10 protein-coding genes and 1 tRNA gene are annotated in these 16,027 nt (G+C 35.0%); 10 read left to right on the top strand and 1 reads right to left on the bottom strand.

The annotated features are described in order from the left end of the window. Window positions 1–6 precede the first annotated feature (6 nt). The 10 genes from fusA to O1Q06_RS03990 all read left to right on the top strand — a co-directional run bounded on the left by fusA (window position 7) and on the right by O1Q06_RS03990 (window position 15,030). A complete protein-coding gene (gene fusA / locus O1Q06_RS04035; protein WP_410543070.1) occupies window positions 7–2,076 on the top strand; it encodes an elongation factor G in 2,070 nt (689 codons plus the stop codon). 12 nt (window positions 2,077–2,088) lie between these two features. Further along, window positions 2,089–3,261, top strand: a complete 1,173-nt coding sequence (tuf, locus tag O1Q06_RS04030; RefSeq protein WP_007301992.1) for an elongation factor Tu — start codon at window positions 2,089–2,091, stop codon at window positions 3,259–3,261. 12 nt (window positions 3,262–3,273) lie between these two features. After that, window positions 3,274–3,346, top strand: a tRNA-Trp gene (locus tag O1Q06_RS04025). A gap of 10 nt (window positions 3,347–3,356) precedes the next feature. Beyond that, the gene (gene secE / locus O1Q06_RS04020) at window positions 3,357–3,566 is read left to right on the top strand and encodes a preprotein translocase subunit SecE (RefSeq protein ID WP_012481857.1); all 210 of its coding nucleotides are present in this window, start codon (window positions 3,357–3,359) and stop codon (window positions 3,564–3,566) included. Then, window positions 3,556–4,392 carry a transcription termination/antitermination protein NusG gene (gene nusG / locus O1Q06_RS04015; protein WP_410543069.1) on the top strand — a complete coding sequence of 279 codons (837 nt, stop codon included), beginning with the start codon at window positions 3,556–3,558 and terminating at the stop codon, window positions 4,390–4,392. The genes secE and nusG overlap by 11 nt, the downstream gene beginning before the upstream one ends. A gap of 2 nt (window positions 4,393–4,394) precedes the next feature. Beyond that, window positions 4,395–4,835 carry a 50S ribosomal protein L11 gene (locus O1Q06_RS04010; protein WP_007301989.1) on the top strand — a complete coding sequence of 147 codons (441 nt, stop codon included), beginning with the start codon at window positions 4,395–4,397 and terminating at the stop codon, window positions 4,833–4,835. A gap of 4 nt (window positions 4,836–4,839) precedes the next feature. Further along, window positions 4,840–5,493 carry a 50S ribosomal protein L1 gene (gene rplA, locus O1Q06_RS04005; RefSeq protein ID WP_410543068.1) on the top strand — a complete coding sequence of 218 codons (654 nt, stop codon included), beginning with the start codon at window positions 4,840–4,842 and terminating at the stop codon, window positions 5,491–5,493. Between the two features lie 12 nt (window positions 5,494–5,505). After that, the gene (gene rplJ, locus O1Q06_RS04000) at window positions 5,506–6,024 is read left to right on the top strand and encodes a 50S ribosomal protein L10 (protein ID WP_007301987.1); all 519 of its coding nucleotides are present in this window, start codon (window positions 5,506–5,508) and stop codon (window positions 6,022–6,024) included. A gap of 26 nt (window positions 6,025–6,050) precedes the next feature. Then, the gene (rplL, locus tag O1Q06_RS03995) at window positions 6,051–6,452 is read left to right on the top strand and encodes a 50S ribosomal protein L7/L12 (RefSeq protein ID WP_007301986.1); all 402 of its coding nucleotides are present in this window, start codon (window positions 6,051–6,053) and stop codon (window positions 6,450–6,452) included. A 58-nt stretch (window positions 6,453–6,510) separates the two neighbouring features. Then, window positions 6,511–15,030, top strand: a complete 8,520-nt coding sequence (locus O1Q06_RS03990) for a DNA-directed RNA polymerase subunit beta/beta' (protein WP_410543067.1) — start codon at window positions 6,511–6,513, stop codon at window positions 15,028–15,030. A 34-nt stretch (window positions 15,031–15,064) separates the two neighbouring features. On the opposite strand, the gene dusB is transcribed toward O1Q06_RS03990, so the two are convergent. Continuing rightward, entirely contained in the window at window positions 15,065–16,015 is a 951-nt protein-coding gene (dusB, locus tag O1Q06_RS03985; RefSeq protein ID WP_410543066.1) for a tRNA dihydrouridine synthase DusB, read from the bottom strand. Window positions 16,016–16,027 lie beyond the last annotated feature (12 nt).

The following is a 16,027-nucleotide window of genomic DNA, read 5'->3' as shown; positions in this document are numbered from 1 at the left end:
TGTGGTATGGAAGTTTTAATATCTAGGTATAGAAATATAGGAATAATGGCTCATATAGATGCTGGCAAGACCACCACAACAGAGCGTATTTTATTTTATACTGGTAAACAAAATAGGATTGGTGAAGTGCACGATGGTGCGGCTTCTATGGATTGGATGGAACAAGAGAAGGAGCGTGGCATTACAATTACCTCTGCTGCAACAACATGTTTTTGGAATGATCATAGGATTAATATAATAGATACTCCTGGTCATGTTGATTTCACTATTGAGGTTGAGAGATCTTTGAGGGTTTTGGATGGTGCAGTTGCTGTATTTGATGGAGTTGCTGGAGTTGAGCCTCAGTCTGAAACGGTTTGGCGTCAAGCTGATAAATATACCGTTCCTCGTATCTGCTTTGTTAATAAAATGGATAGAATAGGGGCAAATTTTTATCGATGTATCGATATGATAAAAACGAAGCTTGGCGCGTCACCTTTAGTTATTCAGTTGCCAATAGGAAGTGAGAAATATTTTAAAGGCATAATCGATCTTATTTCTATGAAAGCTATTATATGGCAAGAAGAAACATTAGGCGCTAAATTTTCTTATGAAGATATTCCTTCTGATTTGCTTGATAAGGCTCAAGAGTATCGAAATCTTTTATTAGATGCTGCAGCTGAAATGGATGACGAGGCGATAAATACTTACTTTGAATCTAACGATCTGCCAATTGATTTATTGAAAAAGTGCGTGAGAAGAGGGACCATTAAAGGAAAATTTGTCCCTGTATTATGTGGGTCAGCTTTTAAAAACAAAGGCGTGCAATCACTTTTAGATGGTGTGGTTGATTTTTTACCCTCTCCTATTGATGTTGATGTAATTATTGGAACTGATCCTAAAGATTCAGAAAAGAAAATTGAGATCAAACCTTCAGAAAAAGAGAAATTCGTTGCTCTTGCGTTTAAAGTGATGACGGATAAATTTGTAGGTAGCTTGACGTTTATTCGTATTTATTCCGGTAAGTTAAAATCTAAATCTGCTGTGTTAAATGCTGGAAAGAATGAGACTGAAGGAATTGGTAGAATGTTGCTTATGCATGCAAATAACAGAGAAGATATAAACGAAGCTAAAGTTGGTGATATAGTTGCCTTAGTTGGATTAAAGAAAACAATTACTGGTGATACTTTATGTTCATCTGATTTTCCTATACTATTAGAGCGTATGGAATTTCCTGATCCTGTTATTGAAACTGCTATAGAACCGAAAACTACCTCAGATCAGGAAAAATTAGGTGTTGCTTTGAATAGATTGGTTGCAGAAGATCCTTCTTTAAGGATGTCAGTAAATGCGGAGAGTGGGCAGACTATATTGAAAGGTATGGGTGAGCTGCATCTTGAGATTATTATTGATAGAATGAAGCGCGAGTTTAATGTTGAAGCTAACGTTGGTGCGCCTCAAGTTGCATATCGTGAAACTATCACTAAATCTGTTGAAATTGATTACACTCATAAAAAACAATCAGGTGGTGCTGGTCAGTTTGCTAAAGTTAAAATAAAATTCGAACCTCTTGAGCCTGGTTTTGGCTTTCAGTTTGAAAGTAAAATTGTAGGCGGTGCTATTCCAAAAGAGTATATACCTGGAGTGCAAAATGGCTTAGAGTTGATAAAAGAAGGTGGTATAATTTCTGGCTTTCCATTGATTGATTTTAAGGCTACTCTTCTTGATGGTGCTTTTCATGATGTTGATTCTAGTCCTTTGGCTTTTGAACTTGCTGCTAAAGGTGCTTTTAAGGAAATGGCAAATAAAGCTGGTCCAAAAATGCTAGAACCTATAATGAAAGTGGAAATCATTACTCCTGAAGAATATATGGGTGATGTTATGGGTGATATAAATAGTAGAAGAGGCAGTGTTGTTGATATGCTGGATTTAGGTAATAATAGCAAAATAATTACTGCTTCGGTTCCTCTTGCAAATATGTTTGGTTATATAAATGTTTTGCGTTCTATATCTCAGGGAAGAGCTCAGTATAGCATGCATTTTTCTTGTTATGAACAAGTGCCACAATATGTGGTTGATGAGTTAAAGTATAATTAAAGGTTAGTAATTATGACAGCGATAGTAGAAGCATTTGGAAAGCCGCATGTAAACGTGGGAACGATAGGACATGTGGATCATGGGAAGACAACGTTAACAGCGGCGATAACAAAGCATTATGGTAACTTTGTAGCATATGATCAAATAGATAAAGCGCCAGAAGAAAGAAAGAGAGGGATAACAATAGCAACAGCGCATGTTGAATATCAAACAGAAAAGAGACACTATGCACACGTTGATTGCCCTGGACATGCTGATTATGTAAAGAATATGATAGTAGGTGCAGCACAGATGGATGCAGCGATATTGGTAGTGTCAGGGGTTGATGGGCCGATGCCACAAACGAGAGAGCATATATTGCTGGCAAAACAGGTGGGTGTTGGATATATCGTGGTGTATATAAATAAAGCTGATGTTGCTGATGCTGATATGATAGATTTGGTAGAAATGGAAGTGAGAGAGTTGCTGAGTAAGTATGGATTTCCAGGTGATGAAGTGCCTATGATAGTTGGGTCTGCGTTAAAAGCATTAGAGGATGATAGTAGTGAGTATGGAAAGAAATCGATAGATAAATTGATGGAGAAGTTAGATGAGTATGTGGCAGTGCCTCCAAGGCCTATAGATTTGCCGTTTTTGTTGCCAATAGAAGATGTATTTTCAATATCGGGCCGAGGGACGGTAGTAACAGGAAGAATAGAGAAGGGGGAGATAAAGACAGGGGATGAGATAGAGATAATAGGTCTGAAAGCGACGCAAAAGACGATATGTACTGGTGTTGAGATGTTTAAGAAGTTGCTAGATAAGGGAAGTGCAGGACTCAATGTAGGAATACTACTAAGAGGAACAAAGAGAGAAGAAGTGGAGAGAGGGCAAGTATTGGCAAAACCAGGGACAATAACCCCGCATAAGAAATTTAATGCGGAGGTATATATATTGAAGAAAGAAGAAGGAGGAAGGCATACACCATTTTTTGGAAATTATCAGCCGCAGTTTTATTTAAGGACAACGGATGTAACTGGGAGCATAAAATTGCTAGATGGAAAGGAGATGGTAATGCCAGGGGACAATGTAAGTATAGAAGTGGAGTTGCAAGTACCAATAGCAATGGATAAAGGATTACGTTTTGCGATAAGAGAAGGTGGTAGAACTGTTGGTTCTGGCGTTGTTTCGGAAATTTTAGAGTAAATTTTGAATTATAGGAGTGTAGCTCAATTGGTAGAGCGCTGGTCTCCAAAACCAGAGGTTGTAGGTTCAATTCCTATCGCTCCTGCATTAATATTATGGTAGAAATGTTAAAAAACCTGTATGTTTTTTTTTGCGATATAAAGCAAGAAATAAGGAGAATTGCTTGGATAAAAAAACAGCAGGTATTGTCATCTTTGTTTATTGTAATAACTGTTATATTATGCTTTTCGATTTTCTTTTGCTTCGTAGATTTTATGTCTCTTTACGTAATTAAGACTTTATTTGGAATTATTTATGGAATATAAGTATAAATGGTATATCATTAAAGTCGATTACGGGTATGAGAAGGATATATGCGAGTTGGTAACCAATACTGTTTACTTTAAGGAGGTGTTTATTCCTTATCAGACAGTATGTGATGTAAAATCTGATATAAAAGAGTTATGTGAAGTATATATATGTATGCATCTGTGTGATGAAAGCAAAAATATTTTGAATCAAATGACTGGGTTTTGTGGTGATGAGTCTGGTCATTTTGAGATGATTTCAGATGATGAGGTAATTTTAAAACGTAAGGAATTTAATAGATATAAGTGGTACATTTTAAGAGTTGCCTCTAATTATGAAGAGAAAGTGCGCCAATATATATTAGAAAATTCTATGAGATTGAATATTAATAATTATTTTAATAGGGTTTTTATTCCTTGTGAAGAATTAAGTGAGATGGATTTAAAATCTAAAAAAAATGCTAAACGAAGGAAGTCCTTTCCTGGTTATGTCTTTTTATACATGAATTTATGCGATGAGGTATTAAATTTTATTAATAATATACCAAAATCTCTTAAGGTTTATGGATTTTTGAAAAATGGTAATGTTCCAAAGGTGATTGAGGATAATGAGATTCGCTCAATGTGTAGTGCGCTTTACAATGCTCAAGAAACGAAAAAGTTGAGTTATGGTTATGAGAAAGGTGAAAAAGTAAAAATTAATGATGGTCTTTTTCAAAATTTTACTGGTAAGGTAGATATGGTAAATGATGAGAAAAAAATTATTAATATTGAAGTATCAATCTTAGGTAAGCCGACAATAATAGAGCTTGATTTGGCTCAAGTAGAGAAAATAGAGGATTAATTATGAGTAATGTAGTTGCTAAGATTAACTTGCTTATGGAAGCTGGAAAAGCAGTTCCAGGACCGAAAATTGCTTCAGTACTTGGCCCGCGTGGTATACCTGTTCCTAAATTTTGTGAAGCTTTTAATAAAGCTACTAGCGCTGCTAACGCTAGTTATAAAGTAGGTGATTTAGTAACAGTGAGAATTTCCATAAAGGATGATCGCTCTCATGATTTTACTGTCAGCGGTCCGCCTGTGGCTTATTTGCTTAAGCAGGAAGCTAAATTAAGTAAAGCTTCTGGTAATTCTGGTAAAGAATTAGTGGCTAAATTATCTATGTCTGCTATCATTAAAGTGGCAAAGTGTAAGATGGTTGATATGAAAGTGGATAATGAAGATTCAGCAGTAAAGATGGTTATAGGCACTGCAAAATCTATGGGTATAGAAGTTGTGGAAGGTTAGGTAAATGAGTACATATAATGATAATTCTAAGCAATGTTTGGAGAAGGTTGTTGAGTCTGCTTCAGCAAAATTTAATGAATCAGTTGATATCGCAGTCAATTTAGGTGTAGATTCGCGTAAATCTGAAGAGCAGGTGCGTGGTACAGTAGTTTTGCCTAAAGGTATCGGAAAGAATATTAAAGTAGCTGTTTTTGCTCAAGATAAACATTTATTAGAAGCTGAAAAAGCTGGTGCTGATATTACAGGAGGAGAAGATTTAATTGAAGAGATAAAAAAAGGTAGAAAGTTGAATGTTGATTGGTGCATCACTACTCCTGATTTCATGGCAAAAATCACTCCTATTGCAAAAGTATTGGGTGCTAAAGGGCTGATGCCTAACCCTAAATTTGGTACTGTGACTTCTAACATTGCGGAAGCTACTAAAACCATTAAGTCTGGTCAAATAAAATTCAGGACGGATAAAAATGGGGTTATTCATGGTAAATTAGGAAGTATTAAATTTGATGTTGATGATTTGCTGGAAAATTTAAAAGCCTTTCTTAAAGTAATTAGAGACAATAAACCTGCTTCTGTGAAAGGAGTTTACTTTAAAAGCGTTTTTTTAAATTCAACTATGGGTAAAGCTCATAAAATAAACAAAGTAGAAGATATAATTTAAGGGAGCGAAATTGTGAAGCGTAAAGATAAGGATGAATTTATACAAAACATAATGAATGTGTTTGTAAATAATGATTTCTTAATATTGGTAAATTTCAAGTCTATGAATGTTAGCAATTCATTAATTCTTAGGAATAGTCTAAAATCTGTAATGGGTGGGATGTTAGTAGTTAAAAATACTCTAGCTTGCTTGGCTTTGGAAAGGACTGGTAAATTTTCTTATTTATCAGGTAAATTTTCTGGTTCCGTTGCTATTATATATTCTAGTGCTATAGTAGAAGCTGCAAAGTTAATAGTTGATTTTATTAATGCTAACAAAGAAAAAATGTCTGTGATTTGTGCGGCTCATATAAATGAATTGTTAACAGTGGAAGATGTTAACAAATTGGCTAAGCTTCCCTCTCTGGATGAATTGCGTGTTAAAATTATGCGTTTAATATCTTATGATATTCCTGCTCGGTTAGCATTGTCTATTAATTCATCTTCTATGAGGCTTATGAGAGTTTTGGATTACTATAGTTCTAAAAAATAAATTTGTTGTTAAATAAGGTGGTCAGTATGAATAATGTAACAAGTGATTTGGTTGATAAAATATTATCTTTAAATCTATTAGAAGCTTCTGAACTTGTAAAAGTTCTAGAAGAGAAAATAGGGTTGCCTAGTGGTTCTTTTCTTGGTGGAGCTGTTGGTGCTGGGGTACCTATTAGTGATAATGCTAATGCTCCTGTTGCTCAAGAAAAAGCTGAATATAAAGTTGTAATCAAAGAGATTGATGCAAGCAAAAAAATAGGAGTGATTAAAGCTATTAGAGAAGTTAATTCTACATTGAATTTAAAAGAAGCGAAAGAATTAGTTGAGTCTTTACCCAAAGATTTGACTGCTAATGTTTCTAAAGACGAAGCAGAAAAAATAAAGCAAAAACTTATTGAAGCAGGAGCAACTAAAGTTGAGCTTGAATAAAATGTTAGTATATTAATTTTATGTTGATATAGCTCTTTTAATTAGTGAAGGTATTTTAATGGTTGATTCTTCTTATATGTGTGCTTCTAGTGCTTTTGTTCCTAGAGTTTCTTATTCCAGGTCGATTGATTTAAAAGATTCTTTGTTGGATTTGGTTAAAGTCCAAAAGGGGTCATATAATTCCTTTACTCCTAATAATGAGAGTAATGAAAGACTTGAAGCTATCTTTCATACAATTTTTCCAATATCTGATCCTTTGCATAGGGCTACTATCGAATTTTTGAATTGTAGGGTAGATGATCTTAAGTATAGTGAATCTGAATGTATAAAACGTGGTATAACTTTTTCTGCTCAGGTTATTGCTTCTATACGTCTTGTTATTATGCAGGATGGTGTTTCTCTTGAAAAATATCAAGAGATTAAAGAAGATGATGATCATTCTAAGCTTGCAACTGTTATAAAATCTGCTGAAGAGCAGGAGGTTCGCTTTTGTGAACTGCCTATGATGACTGATAAAGGTACTTTCATCATCAATGGCGTAGAGAAAGTTATCGTTTCACAAATGCATAGATCTCCTGGAGTGTTTTTTGATAGTGATAAGGGAAAAACTTACAATTCTGGCAAATTGATCTATTCTGCTAGAGTTATTCCTTATAGAGGTTCTTGGCTTGATATTGAGTTTGATGTTAAAGATCATTTGTATTTTCGTATTGATAGAAAGAGAAAGTTGCCAATATCAGTTTTATTAAAGGCTTTGGGCTTATCAAATAATGACATACTTAATAAATTTTATGAAAAAATAGAGTATATAAAACATAAAAGTGGCTGGAGAGTGCCTTTTTCCCCTGATAAATTCAAGGGAGTGAGGCTTCCTTTTGATTTAAAGAATGTTGAAGGCAATGTGTTACTTAAAGCTAATGTTCGTATTACTTCAAAATTAGCTAAAAATCTATATGATAACGGATTGAAAGAGTATCTAATTCCTTATGATTCTATATGTGGTTTATTTCTTGCAGAAGATTTAATAGATAGTGCTAGTTCTACAAAAGTCTTATCTGCTGGTGAATCTATAAAATTAGAGGATATAAAAAAGCTTGAATTATTATCTATAGATAAAATATCAGTGTTGAACATAGATAATGTTTCTGTTGGACCTTACATATTAAACACACTTTTCTTAGATGAAAACATGTCTTATGAGAACGCTCTATATGAAATATATAAGGTTTTGCGTCCTGGTGAAGTTCCTGTTTTAAAGATAGTAGAGGAGTTTTTTCGTAATCTTTTCTTCAGTTCGGAATATTATGATTTGTCTAACATTGGTAGATTAAAACTTAACTCTTGCCTTGGGTTAAATTATGAGGAAAATTTAACTACTTTAACACATGAAGACATTATTGAAATTATAAGAAAAATAGTATTGTTACGTGATGGTCAAGGATCTGTAGATGATATTGATCATTTAGCAAATAGAAGAGTCCGTTCAGTTGGAGAGTTTATAGAAAATCAATTTAGAACTGGATTATTAAAATTGGGACGGGCAGTAGTTGATTCTATGTCTACTTCTAGTTTAGATAAAGTCTCTCCATCTGATTTTATAAATCCAAAAGTGTTAACCAATGTCTTAAGAGATTTTTTCAACTCTTCCCAATTATCTCAATTTATGGATCAGACTAATCCACTATCTGAAATAACACATAAAAGAAGGTTGTCAGCGTTAGGTCCTGGTGGTTTAACAAGAGAGAGGGCGGGATTTGAAGTGCGTGATGTTCATCCAACTCATTACGGAAGAATTTGCCCTATTGAAACTCCTGAGGGGCAGAATATAGGCTTAATTAATAGCTTAGCTATATACGCTCGTATTAATAAATATGGGTTCATTGAAAGTCCTTATAGGAAAGTAGTTAATAAGGTTGTTACTGATCAAATTGAGTATCTGTCTGCTATAGATGAAGGTTTATATTATATAGCCGATACCAGCGCAAAGCTTGATGAGAACAACTGCTTTGTTGATGATATGTTATACTGTAGGTATGCTGGTACCTTTGTAATGGTAAATAGTAATCAAGTAAGTTACATTGATTTATCTCCTAAGCAGGTAATATCGGTTGCTGCTTCTTTAATTCCATTTTTAGAAAATGATGATGCTAATAGAGCGTTAATGGGTTCAAATATGCAGCGTCAAGCTGTACCTTTATTGAAGCCTACTGCTCCTTTGGTTGCTACTGGCATGGAATCTTTCGTAGCTTCTGGCTCTGGTGCTGTAGTTTTAGCAAAACGTGGTGGCATAGTTGACAGCTCAGATAGTAACTCTATAGTTATACGTGCTTTTGACAAAGGAGGAATTAACTACTTGGATGTAGATATTTATCATCTAAGAAAATTTCAGCGTTCTAACCATAATACTTGTATTAACCAGAAACCACTGGTGCATGTAGGTGATTGTGTTAAGGAAGGTGATGTGATAGCTGATGGTCCTGCTGTTAATAACGGTGAATTGGCACTTGGCCAAAACTTGCTAGTCGCTTTTATGTCTTGGCAAGGTTATAATTTTGAAGACTCAATCATTATTTCTAGTGAAGTTGTTAAAAAAGATCTATTTACTTCTATTCATATAGAAGAATTTGAATGTGTTGTACATGACACTCCTTTAGGGTCGGAAAAAATAACTCGTGCCATACCCGGTGTTAATGAAGAAAATCTTTATCACTTGGATGATAGTGGTATAGTAAAGGTTGGTACAAGAGTTGGTCCAGGTTATATTTTGGTGGGGAAAGTTACACCTAAGCATTCTCTTTCATTGCCTCCTGAGACAAAATTGTTAATGACAATTTTTGGTGAAAAGTCATTTGATTGTGTGGATTCCTCTTTATATACATCTCCAGATATTGAAGGGATAGTGATTGATGTGCAGGTCTTTACACGCAGAGGGGAAGAAGAAAACGAAAGGGCGTTTCTTATTAAACAAAAAGAGGCAAACGACTTTGAGAAAGAACGAGACCATATAATCAATGTTATTAATCAATATTTCTATGATGAATTAAGAAAAATTCTTATTAATTCTGGCTCTCAAGATCGAGAAAGTATTAATTTTATTGAACGTGAGGGATGGTGGGATATAGGATTGAAAAACCAATCTATTTCTAAGCAAGTTGAGAGCTTAAAAAAAGATTTTGATGAAAAAGTATCACATGCGATAGCAAACTTTAAGCGAAAAGTAGAAAAATTGCATGAAGGCTATGATCTGCCTCAAGGTGTGTCGATGTCAGTAAAAGTTTTTATTGCTGTAAAACATAGTTTGCAGCCAGGGGATAAAATGGCTGGTAGACATGGAAATAAAGGTGTGATTTCTCGAGTTGTTCCAGTAGAAGATATGCCTTATTTAGAAGATGGTACTCCTATTGATATTATTCTTAACCCTCTTGGCGTTCCTTCGCGAATGAATGTAGGTCAAATATTGGAAACGCATGTAGGTTGGGCTTGTAAAAAATTAGGAGAAAAAGTAGGCAATATTCTTGATGAGATCAATAAAATCAAACGTGCTTTTTGTGAGGCAATTAGATCTCTCAGTGATGATGATTTTGAAAAATTTGCAGCATTATATCTTGATAATAAAAAATTTGAGTATATTAATGATGATGAAATAACGGCTTCTATTTTAGATACGCCTAATAAGGATGAATTAAATAATGAATTGACTACATTAGTAGAGAATTATTTCAACTCTTGTAAAGATGCACACAGTGGTTTACGTCACTTCCTGATTGAGGTTTATAGTTGTGGCAGTAATTTATCTATTTGTAATAACATTCGCGATATTAATGATAATCACCTCATTGAATTTGCGTATAAGTTGCGTGATGGCATTCCTGTTACTGCACCTGTATTTGAAGGTCCAAAAGATGAACAAATAGTAAAGCTATTTGAACTTGCTGGATTGGATAACTCTGGGCAAGTTGTATTATATGATGGTTGCTCGGGTGAGAAGTTTGATCGCAAAGTTACAGTTGGTTACATGTACATGCTTAAGTTGCATCACTTAGTAGATGGTAAAATTCATGCGCGTTCAGTAGGACCTTATAGCTTAGTTACTCAACAACCTCTTGGAGGAAAGTCTCATTTTGGTGGTCAGCGTTTTGGTGAAATGGAATGTTGGGCATTGCAAGCCTACGGTGCTGCTTACACTTTGCAGGAAATGTTAACTGTGAAGTCTGATGACATTGATGGCAGGGTTAAGATTTATGAATCGGTAATAAAAGGTGACAGTAACTTTGAATGTGGAATTCCTGAATCCTTTAATGTCATGATAAAAGAGTTGCGTTCCTTGTGTTTTAATGTGGATTTGAAGCAAAATGACATAGTAATTGAAGATATATCTCACACTAATATCGCACAATCTTTTAATGAGGTTAGCATTTCCATTGCTAGCCCTGAAAGTATTAAACGTATGTCTTATGGAGAGATAACAGATGTTTCAACTGCAAACTACCGTACATTCAAAGTTGAGAAAGGTGGATTATTTTGTCCTAAAATTTTTGGTCCTGTCAATGATGATGAATGTTTATGTGGAAAGTACAAAAAAAGAAGACATAGGGGCCGTATATGCGAAAAATGTGGAGTAGAAGTTACATCTTCTAAAGTAAGAAGAGAAAGAATGGGTCATATAGAGCTTGCATCTCCTGTTGCTCATATATGGTTTTTGAAGTCACTTCCTTCAAGAATTGGAGCATTATTAGATATGTCTCTTAGAGATATCGAAAGTATTTTATATAGTGATAATTATGTTGTAATAGATCCTCTTGTTTCCTCTTTTGAAAAAGGTGAAATTATTAGTGAGAAAGCTTATAATGAAGCTAAAGATAGCTATGGGGTCGATAGCTTTATAGCTATGCAAGGTGTTGAAGCTATAAGAGAATTGCTAATACGCCTTGATTTACATGAAATTAGGAAGAATTTAAGACAGGAGTTAGAGTCTGTTGCTTCTGAAATGAGAAGAAAGAAAATTATAAAGAGATTACGTATTGTTGAAAATTTTATCAAGTCTGGAAACAGACCTGAGTGGATGATACTTACAGCTATACCTATTTTACCACCTGACTTGCGTCCCTTGGTATCGCTTGAAAGTGGTCGACCTGCAGTTTCTGATTTAAATCATCATTATAGAACTATTATTAATAGAAATAATAGATTGAGAAAATTGTTAAGTTTGAATCCTCCTGAGATTATGATTCGTAATGAGAAAAGAATGTTACAAGAGGCAGTTGATTCTCTTTTTGATAATAGTCGTCGTAATGCTCTGGTAAATAAAGCTGGCGTTACTGGATATAAAAAGTCCATTAGCGATATGCTGAAAGGAAAGCAAGGTCGTTTTCGTCAGAATCTTTTAGGAAAAAGGGTAGATTATTCTGGACGTTCTGTAATAGTTGTTGGTCCAACTTTAAAACTAAATCAGTGTGGATTACCGAAAAGAATGGCTCTTGAGTTATTCAAGCCTTTTGTTTACTCAAGGCTTAAAATATATGGAATGGCTCCAACTATTAAATTTGCTAGTAAGTTAATAAGAGCAGAAAAGCCAGAAGTCTGGGATATGCTTGAAGAAGTAATAAAAGAGCATCCTGTTTTGCTAAATAGAGCGCCTACGCTACACAGGCTTGGTATTCAGGCTTTTGAGCCAGTCCTTATTGAAGGTAAAGCAATACAGCTTCATCCACTTGTTTGTACAGCATTTAACGCTGACTTTGATGGTGATCAAATGGCAGTACATGTGCCAATTTCATTGGAAGCTCAACTTGAAGCTAGAGTGTTGATGATGTCAATTAATAACGTTTTAAGTCCTTCTAATGGAAGACCGATTATAGTTCCTAGTAAAGATATAGTGCTTGGTATATACTACCTAACTTTACAGCAACTTAAGAAGGATGATCTACCACTTTTTTGTGCTTTTTGTGAAGTTGAGCATTCCTTAAACAACGGTACTCTGCATATTCATTCTCATATAAAGTACAAAATGGAACACATCAATAGCGATGGAAACATTCAGTATAAAACTATTTGTACAACTCCTGGACGTTTAATATTATGGCAGATTTTTCCTAAACATGAGAATCTAAGCTTCGATTTAATAAATCAGGTATTAACAGTTAAGGAAATAACTAGTATTGTTGATTTGGTATATCGTAGCTGCGGTCAAAGTGCTACAGTGGTATTTTCTGATAAATTGATGACACTTGGCTTCGAGTATGCTACATTTTCTGGTACTTCTTTTAGTCGTTGCGATATGGTCATACCTGAAACTAAAGCTACACACGTTGATTATACAAGGGGTGAAATTAAGAAATTTTCTGCACAGTATCAAGACGGACTAATCACTAAAAGTGAGAGGTATAATAAAGTTATAGATGAGTGGTCTAAGTGCACAGATATAATAGCGAATGATATGTTAAAAGCGATATCTCTGTATGATGAAAATAGTAAGTACAATTCAATATATATGATGGTTAGCTCCGGTGCAAGAGGTTCTACTTCCCAGATGAAGCAGTTAGCAGGAATGCGAGGGTTAATGACCAAACCTTCTGGTGAAATTATAGAAACACCTATAATTTCTAATTTTCGCGAAGGATTAAATGTATTTGAATACTTTAATTCTACTCACGGTGCGCGTAAAGGTTTAGCTGATACTGCACTTAAAACTGCAAACTCTGGATACTTAACTCGTCGCTTGGTTGATGTATCTCAAAATTGCATAGTTACAAAACATGACTGTAAAACGAAAAATGGCCTTATTGTAAGAGCTATAGTTGAAGGTAGTACTATAGTTGCATCTCTAGAGAGTGTTGTACTGGGTAGAACAGCTGCAAATGATATATATAACCCAGTAACCAAAGAGTTGTTATTAAAAGCAGGGGAACTAATTGATGAAGATAAAGTAAAGCAAATCAACATTGCAGGTCTTGATGTTATAAAAATTAGATCGCCTTTAACTTGTGAAATAAGTCCTGGTGTGTGTTCTTTGTGTTATGGAAGAGACCTTGCAACTGGTAAAATTGTTTCAATAGGTGAAGCAGTTGGTGTTATCGCTGCTCAATCTGTTGGAGAGCCAGGTACTCAGTTAACGATGCGTACTTTCCATATAGGTGGGGTAATGACTAGAGGTGTTGAATCCTCAAATATTATAGCTTCTATTAATGCTAGAATAAAATTAAACAATAGTAATATAATTATAGATAAAAACGGAAATAAAATTGTGATAAGCCGTTCCTGTGAAGTCGTTTTAATTGATAGCCTTGGTAGTGAAAAATTGAAGCACAGTGTGCCTTATGGTGCTAAACTTTATGTAAATGAGGGTGAGTTAGTAAAAATTGGTGATAAAGTTGCGGAATGGGATCCGTATACACTACCTATTATTACGGAAAAGAGTGGTACAATATCTTACCAGGATTTAAAAGATGGAATTTCAATCACTGAAGTGATGGATGAATCTACAGGGATATCAAATAGAGTAGTAAAAGATTGGAAATTGTACTCTGGTGTAGCTAATTTACGTCCTCGTATTGCACTGCTTGATGATAATGAAAAAGTAATAACACTTTCAAGTGGTGTGGAAGCATGTTACTTTATACCAGTTGGTGCAGTGCTTAATGTACAGGATGGCCAAAAGGTTCATGCAGGTGATGTTATCACAAGAACGCCGAGAGAGTCAGTTAGAACTCGTGATATTACTGGTGGCTTGCCTAAGGTTATAGAATTATTTGAAGCACGTCGTCCTAAAGAGCATGCTATCGTTAGTGAAATAGATGGCTATGTGACGTTCTCTGAAAAAGACCGTAGAGGAAAACGCAGTGTAGTAATTAAACCTGTAGATGAGCAAGCTTCTCAAGTTGAGTATTTAGTATCAAGAAGTAAGCATGTAATAGTCAATGAAGGTGATTTTGTGCGTAAAGGTGATTTATTGATGGATGGCGATCCTGATCTTCATGATATTCTACGTGTGCTTGGGTTAGAAGCGTTAGCACACTATATGATTTCTGAAATACAGCAAGTTTATAGATTGCAAGGTGTGCGCATAGATAACAAGCATTTAGAAGTGATCTTAAAGCAAATGCTACAAAAAGTAGAAATTACCGATCCTGGTGATACTATGTACTTAATTGGAGAAAATATCGACAGGCTGGAAATTGATAGAGAAAATGATGCTATGAATAACTCTGGAAAACGACCTGCTCATTATCTTCCTATTCTGCAGGGAATTACTAGAGCAAGCCTTGAAACTAATTCCTTTATTTCTGCTGCCTCTTTCCAAGAAACAACAAAAGTACTTACGGAAGCAGCATTTTGCGGAAAGAGTGATCCTTTGAGTGGGTTAAAAGAAAATGTTATAGTAGGAAGGTTAATTCCTGCTGGTACGGGTCTGATTATGAATAAGGTGAAAGCACTTTCGCTTTGTGAAAATATAGATAAATATGAAAAATATTTTGATATTGAGACTTATGACGAAAAATTGCTGAGTGATAATAGTTATCAATTACATTCTGATGAAGAAGAGAGTGTGGTGGCATCGCACTATGATCAGTCAAATTGAATATATCTAATGAGGTAGTATGTTTAATCTGTTTTTAACTAAAAAAATCAATTATATTTTCTTTCACCTCTGTGCTGTCTATTATGTTATTTACTCTTACACGAAATTCAGATGAGTTTTGAAGCCCGCTACTGTACCATCCTATATGTTTGCGGGCCATCTTTATTCCTGTATCGCTTCCATAGTACTCAAGAATACTGTCATAATGCTTGAGTATTATGCTTAATCTCTCTGAGGCTGTTGGCTCAGAAACTTTATTTCCACTCAAAAAGTTTATTGCTTGATTAATCAGCCAAGGTTTGCCGTAAGCACCACGACCTATCATTACTCCATCTGCCTCAGATTCTTTAAGTGCACTTTGAACATCATTCAAACTCTTAATATCTCCATTTACTATAACTGGAATTTTTACCTGCTCTTTAACATTTCTAACGAATTTCCAATCTGCTTGACCATTATAAAGCTGTGCCCTTGTCCTTCCATGTACAGTAATCATCTTTGCTCCCAAATCTTCTGCAATTTTTGCCAAGCGCGGAGCATTACGATTTTCGTCATTCCATCCAGTACGCATTTTTACTGTAACTGGCACACTCACTGCCTTGACTACAGCTCCTATTATCTCAGCAGCCTTTTTTTCATCACGCATAAGTGCTGACCCTGCGTAACCGTTTACAACTTTTTTAACTGGACAACCAAAATTTATATCTATGATTTTTGCACCCATGCCCTCATTTAACTTTGCAGCTTCCGCCATAACATCAGGCTCACAACCAGCAAGTTGTACAGCGGTTAGTTCATCGACTTTTGCTTTTTGCATGCTCTGGCGAGTTTGCATGATCATAGCTCTGCTTGCAATCATTTCTGAGACTAGCAAACTTGCACCAAGTTTCTTTACAATACTCCTAAATGGATAGTCAGTCACTCCAGACATTGGCGCTAAAATAACTGGAGAATCAATCGTCAAACTTCCTATTTGTAGGGACATAGATTTTATAGA

This window comes from Wolbachia endosymbiont of Tetranychus urticae, assembly GCF_046529255.1.
GTDB lineage: Bacteria > Pseudomonadota > Alphaproteobacteria > Rickettsiales > Anaplasmataceae > Wolbachia.
Note: the sequence above shows the minus strand (reverse complement) of the source record. Positions and strands in the feature narration are given on the sequence as shown.

What these genes read in the sequence shown, in the direction of transcription:
- fusA (WP_410543070.1), top strand. Translation starts at nt 7, where the DNA reads ATGGAAGTTTTAATATCTAGGTATAGAAATATAGGAATAATGGCTCAT.
- tuf (WP_007301992.1), top strand. Translation starts at nt 2,089, where the DNA reads ATGACAGCGATAGTAGAAGCATTTGGAAAGCCGCATGTAAACGTGGGA.
- secE (WP_012481857.1), top strand. Translation starts at nt 3,357, where the DNA reads ATGGTAGAAATGTTAAAAAACCTGTATGTTTTTTTTTGCGATATAAAG.
- nusG (WP_410543069.1), top strand. Translation starts at nt 3,556, where the DNA reads ATGGAATATAAGTATAAATGGTATATCATTAAAGTCGATTACGGGTAT.
- O1Q06_RS04010 (WP_007301989.1), top strand. Translation starts at nt 4,395, where the DNA reads ATGAGTAATGTAGTTGCTAAGATTAACTTGCTTATGGAAGCTGGAAAA.
- rplA (WP_410543068.1), top strand. Translation starts at nt 4,840, where the DNA reads ATGAGTACATATAATGATAATTCTAAGCAATGTTTGGAGAAGGTTGTT.
- rplL (WP_007301986.1), top strand. Translation starts at nt 6,051, where the DNA reads ATGAATAATGTAACAAGTGATTTGGTTGATAAAATATTATCTTTAAAT.
- O1Q06_RS03990 (WP_410543067.1), top strand. Translation starts at nt 6,511, where the DNA reads ATGGTTGATTCTTCTTATATGTGTGCTTCTAGTGCTTTTGTTCCTAGA.
- dusB (WP_410543066.1), bottom strand. Translation starts at nt 16,015, where the DNA reads ATGTCCCTACAAATAGGAAGTTTGACGATTGATTCTCCAGTTATTTTA.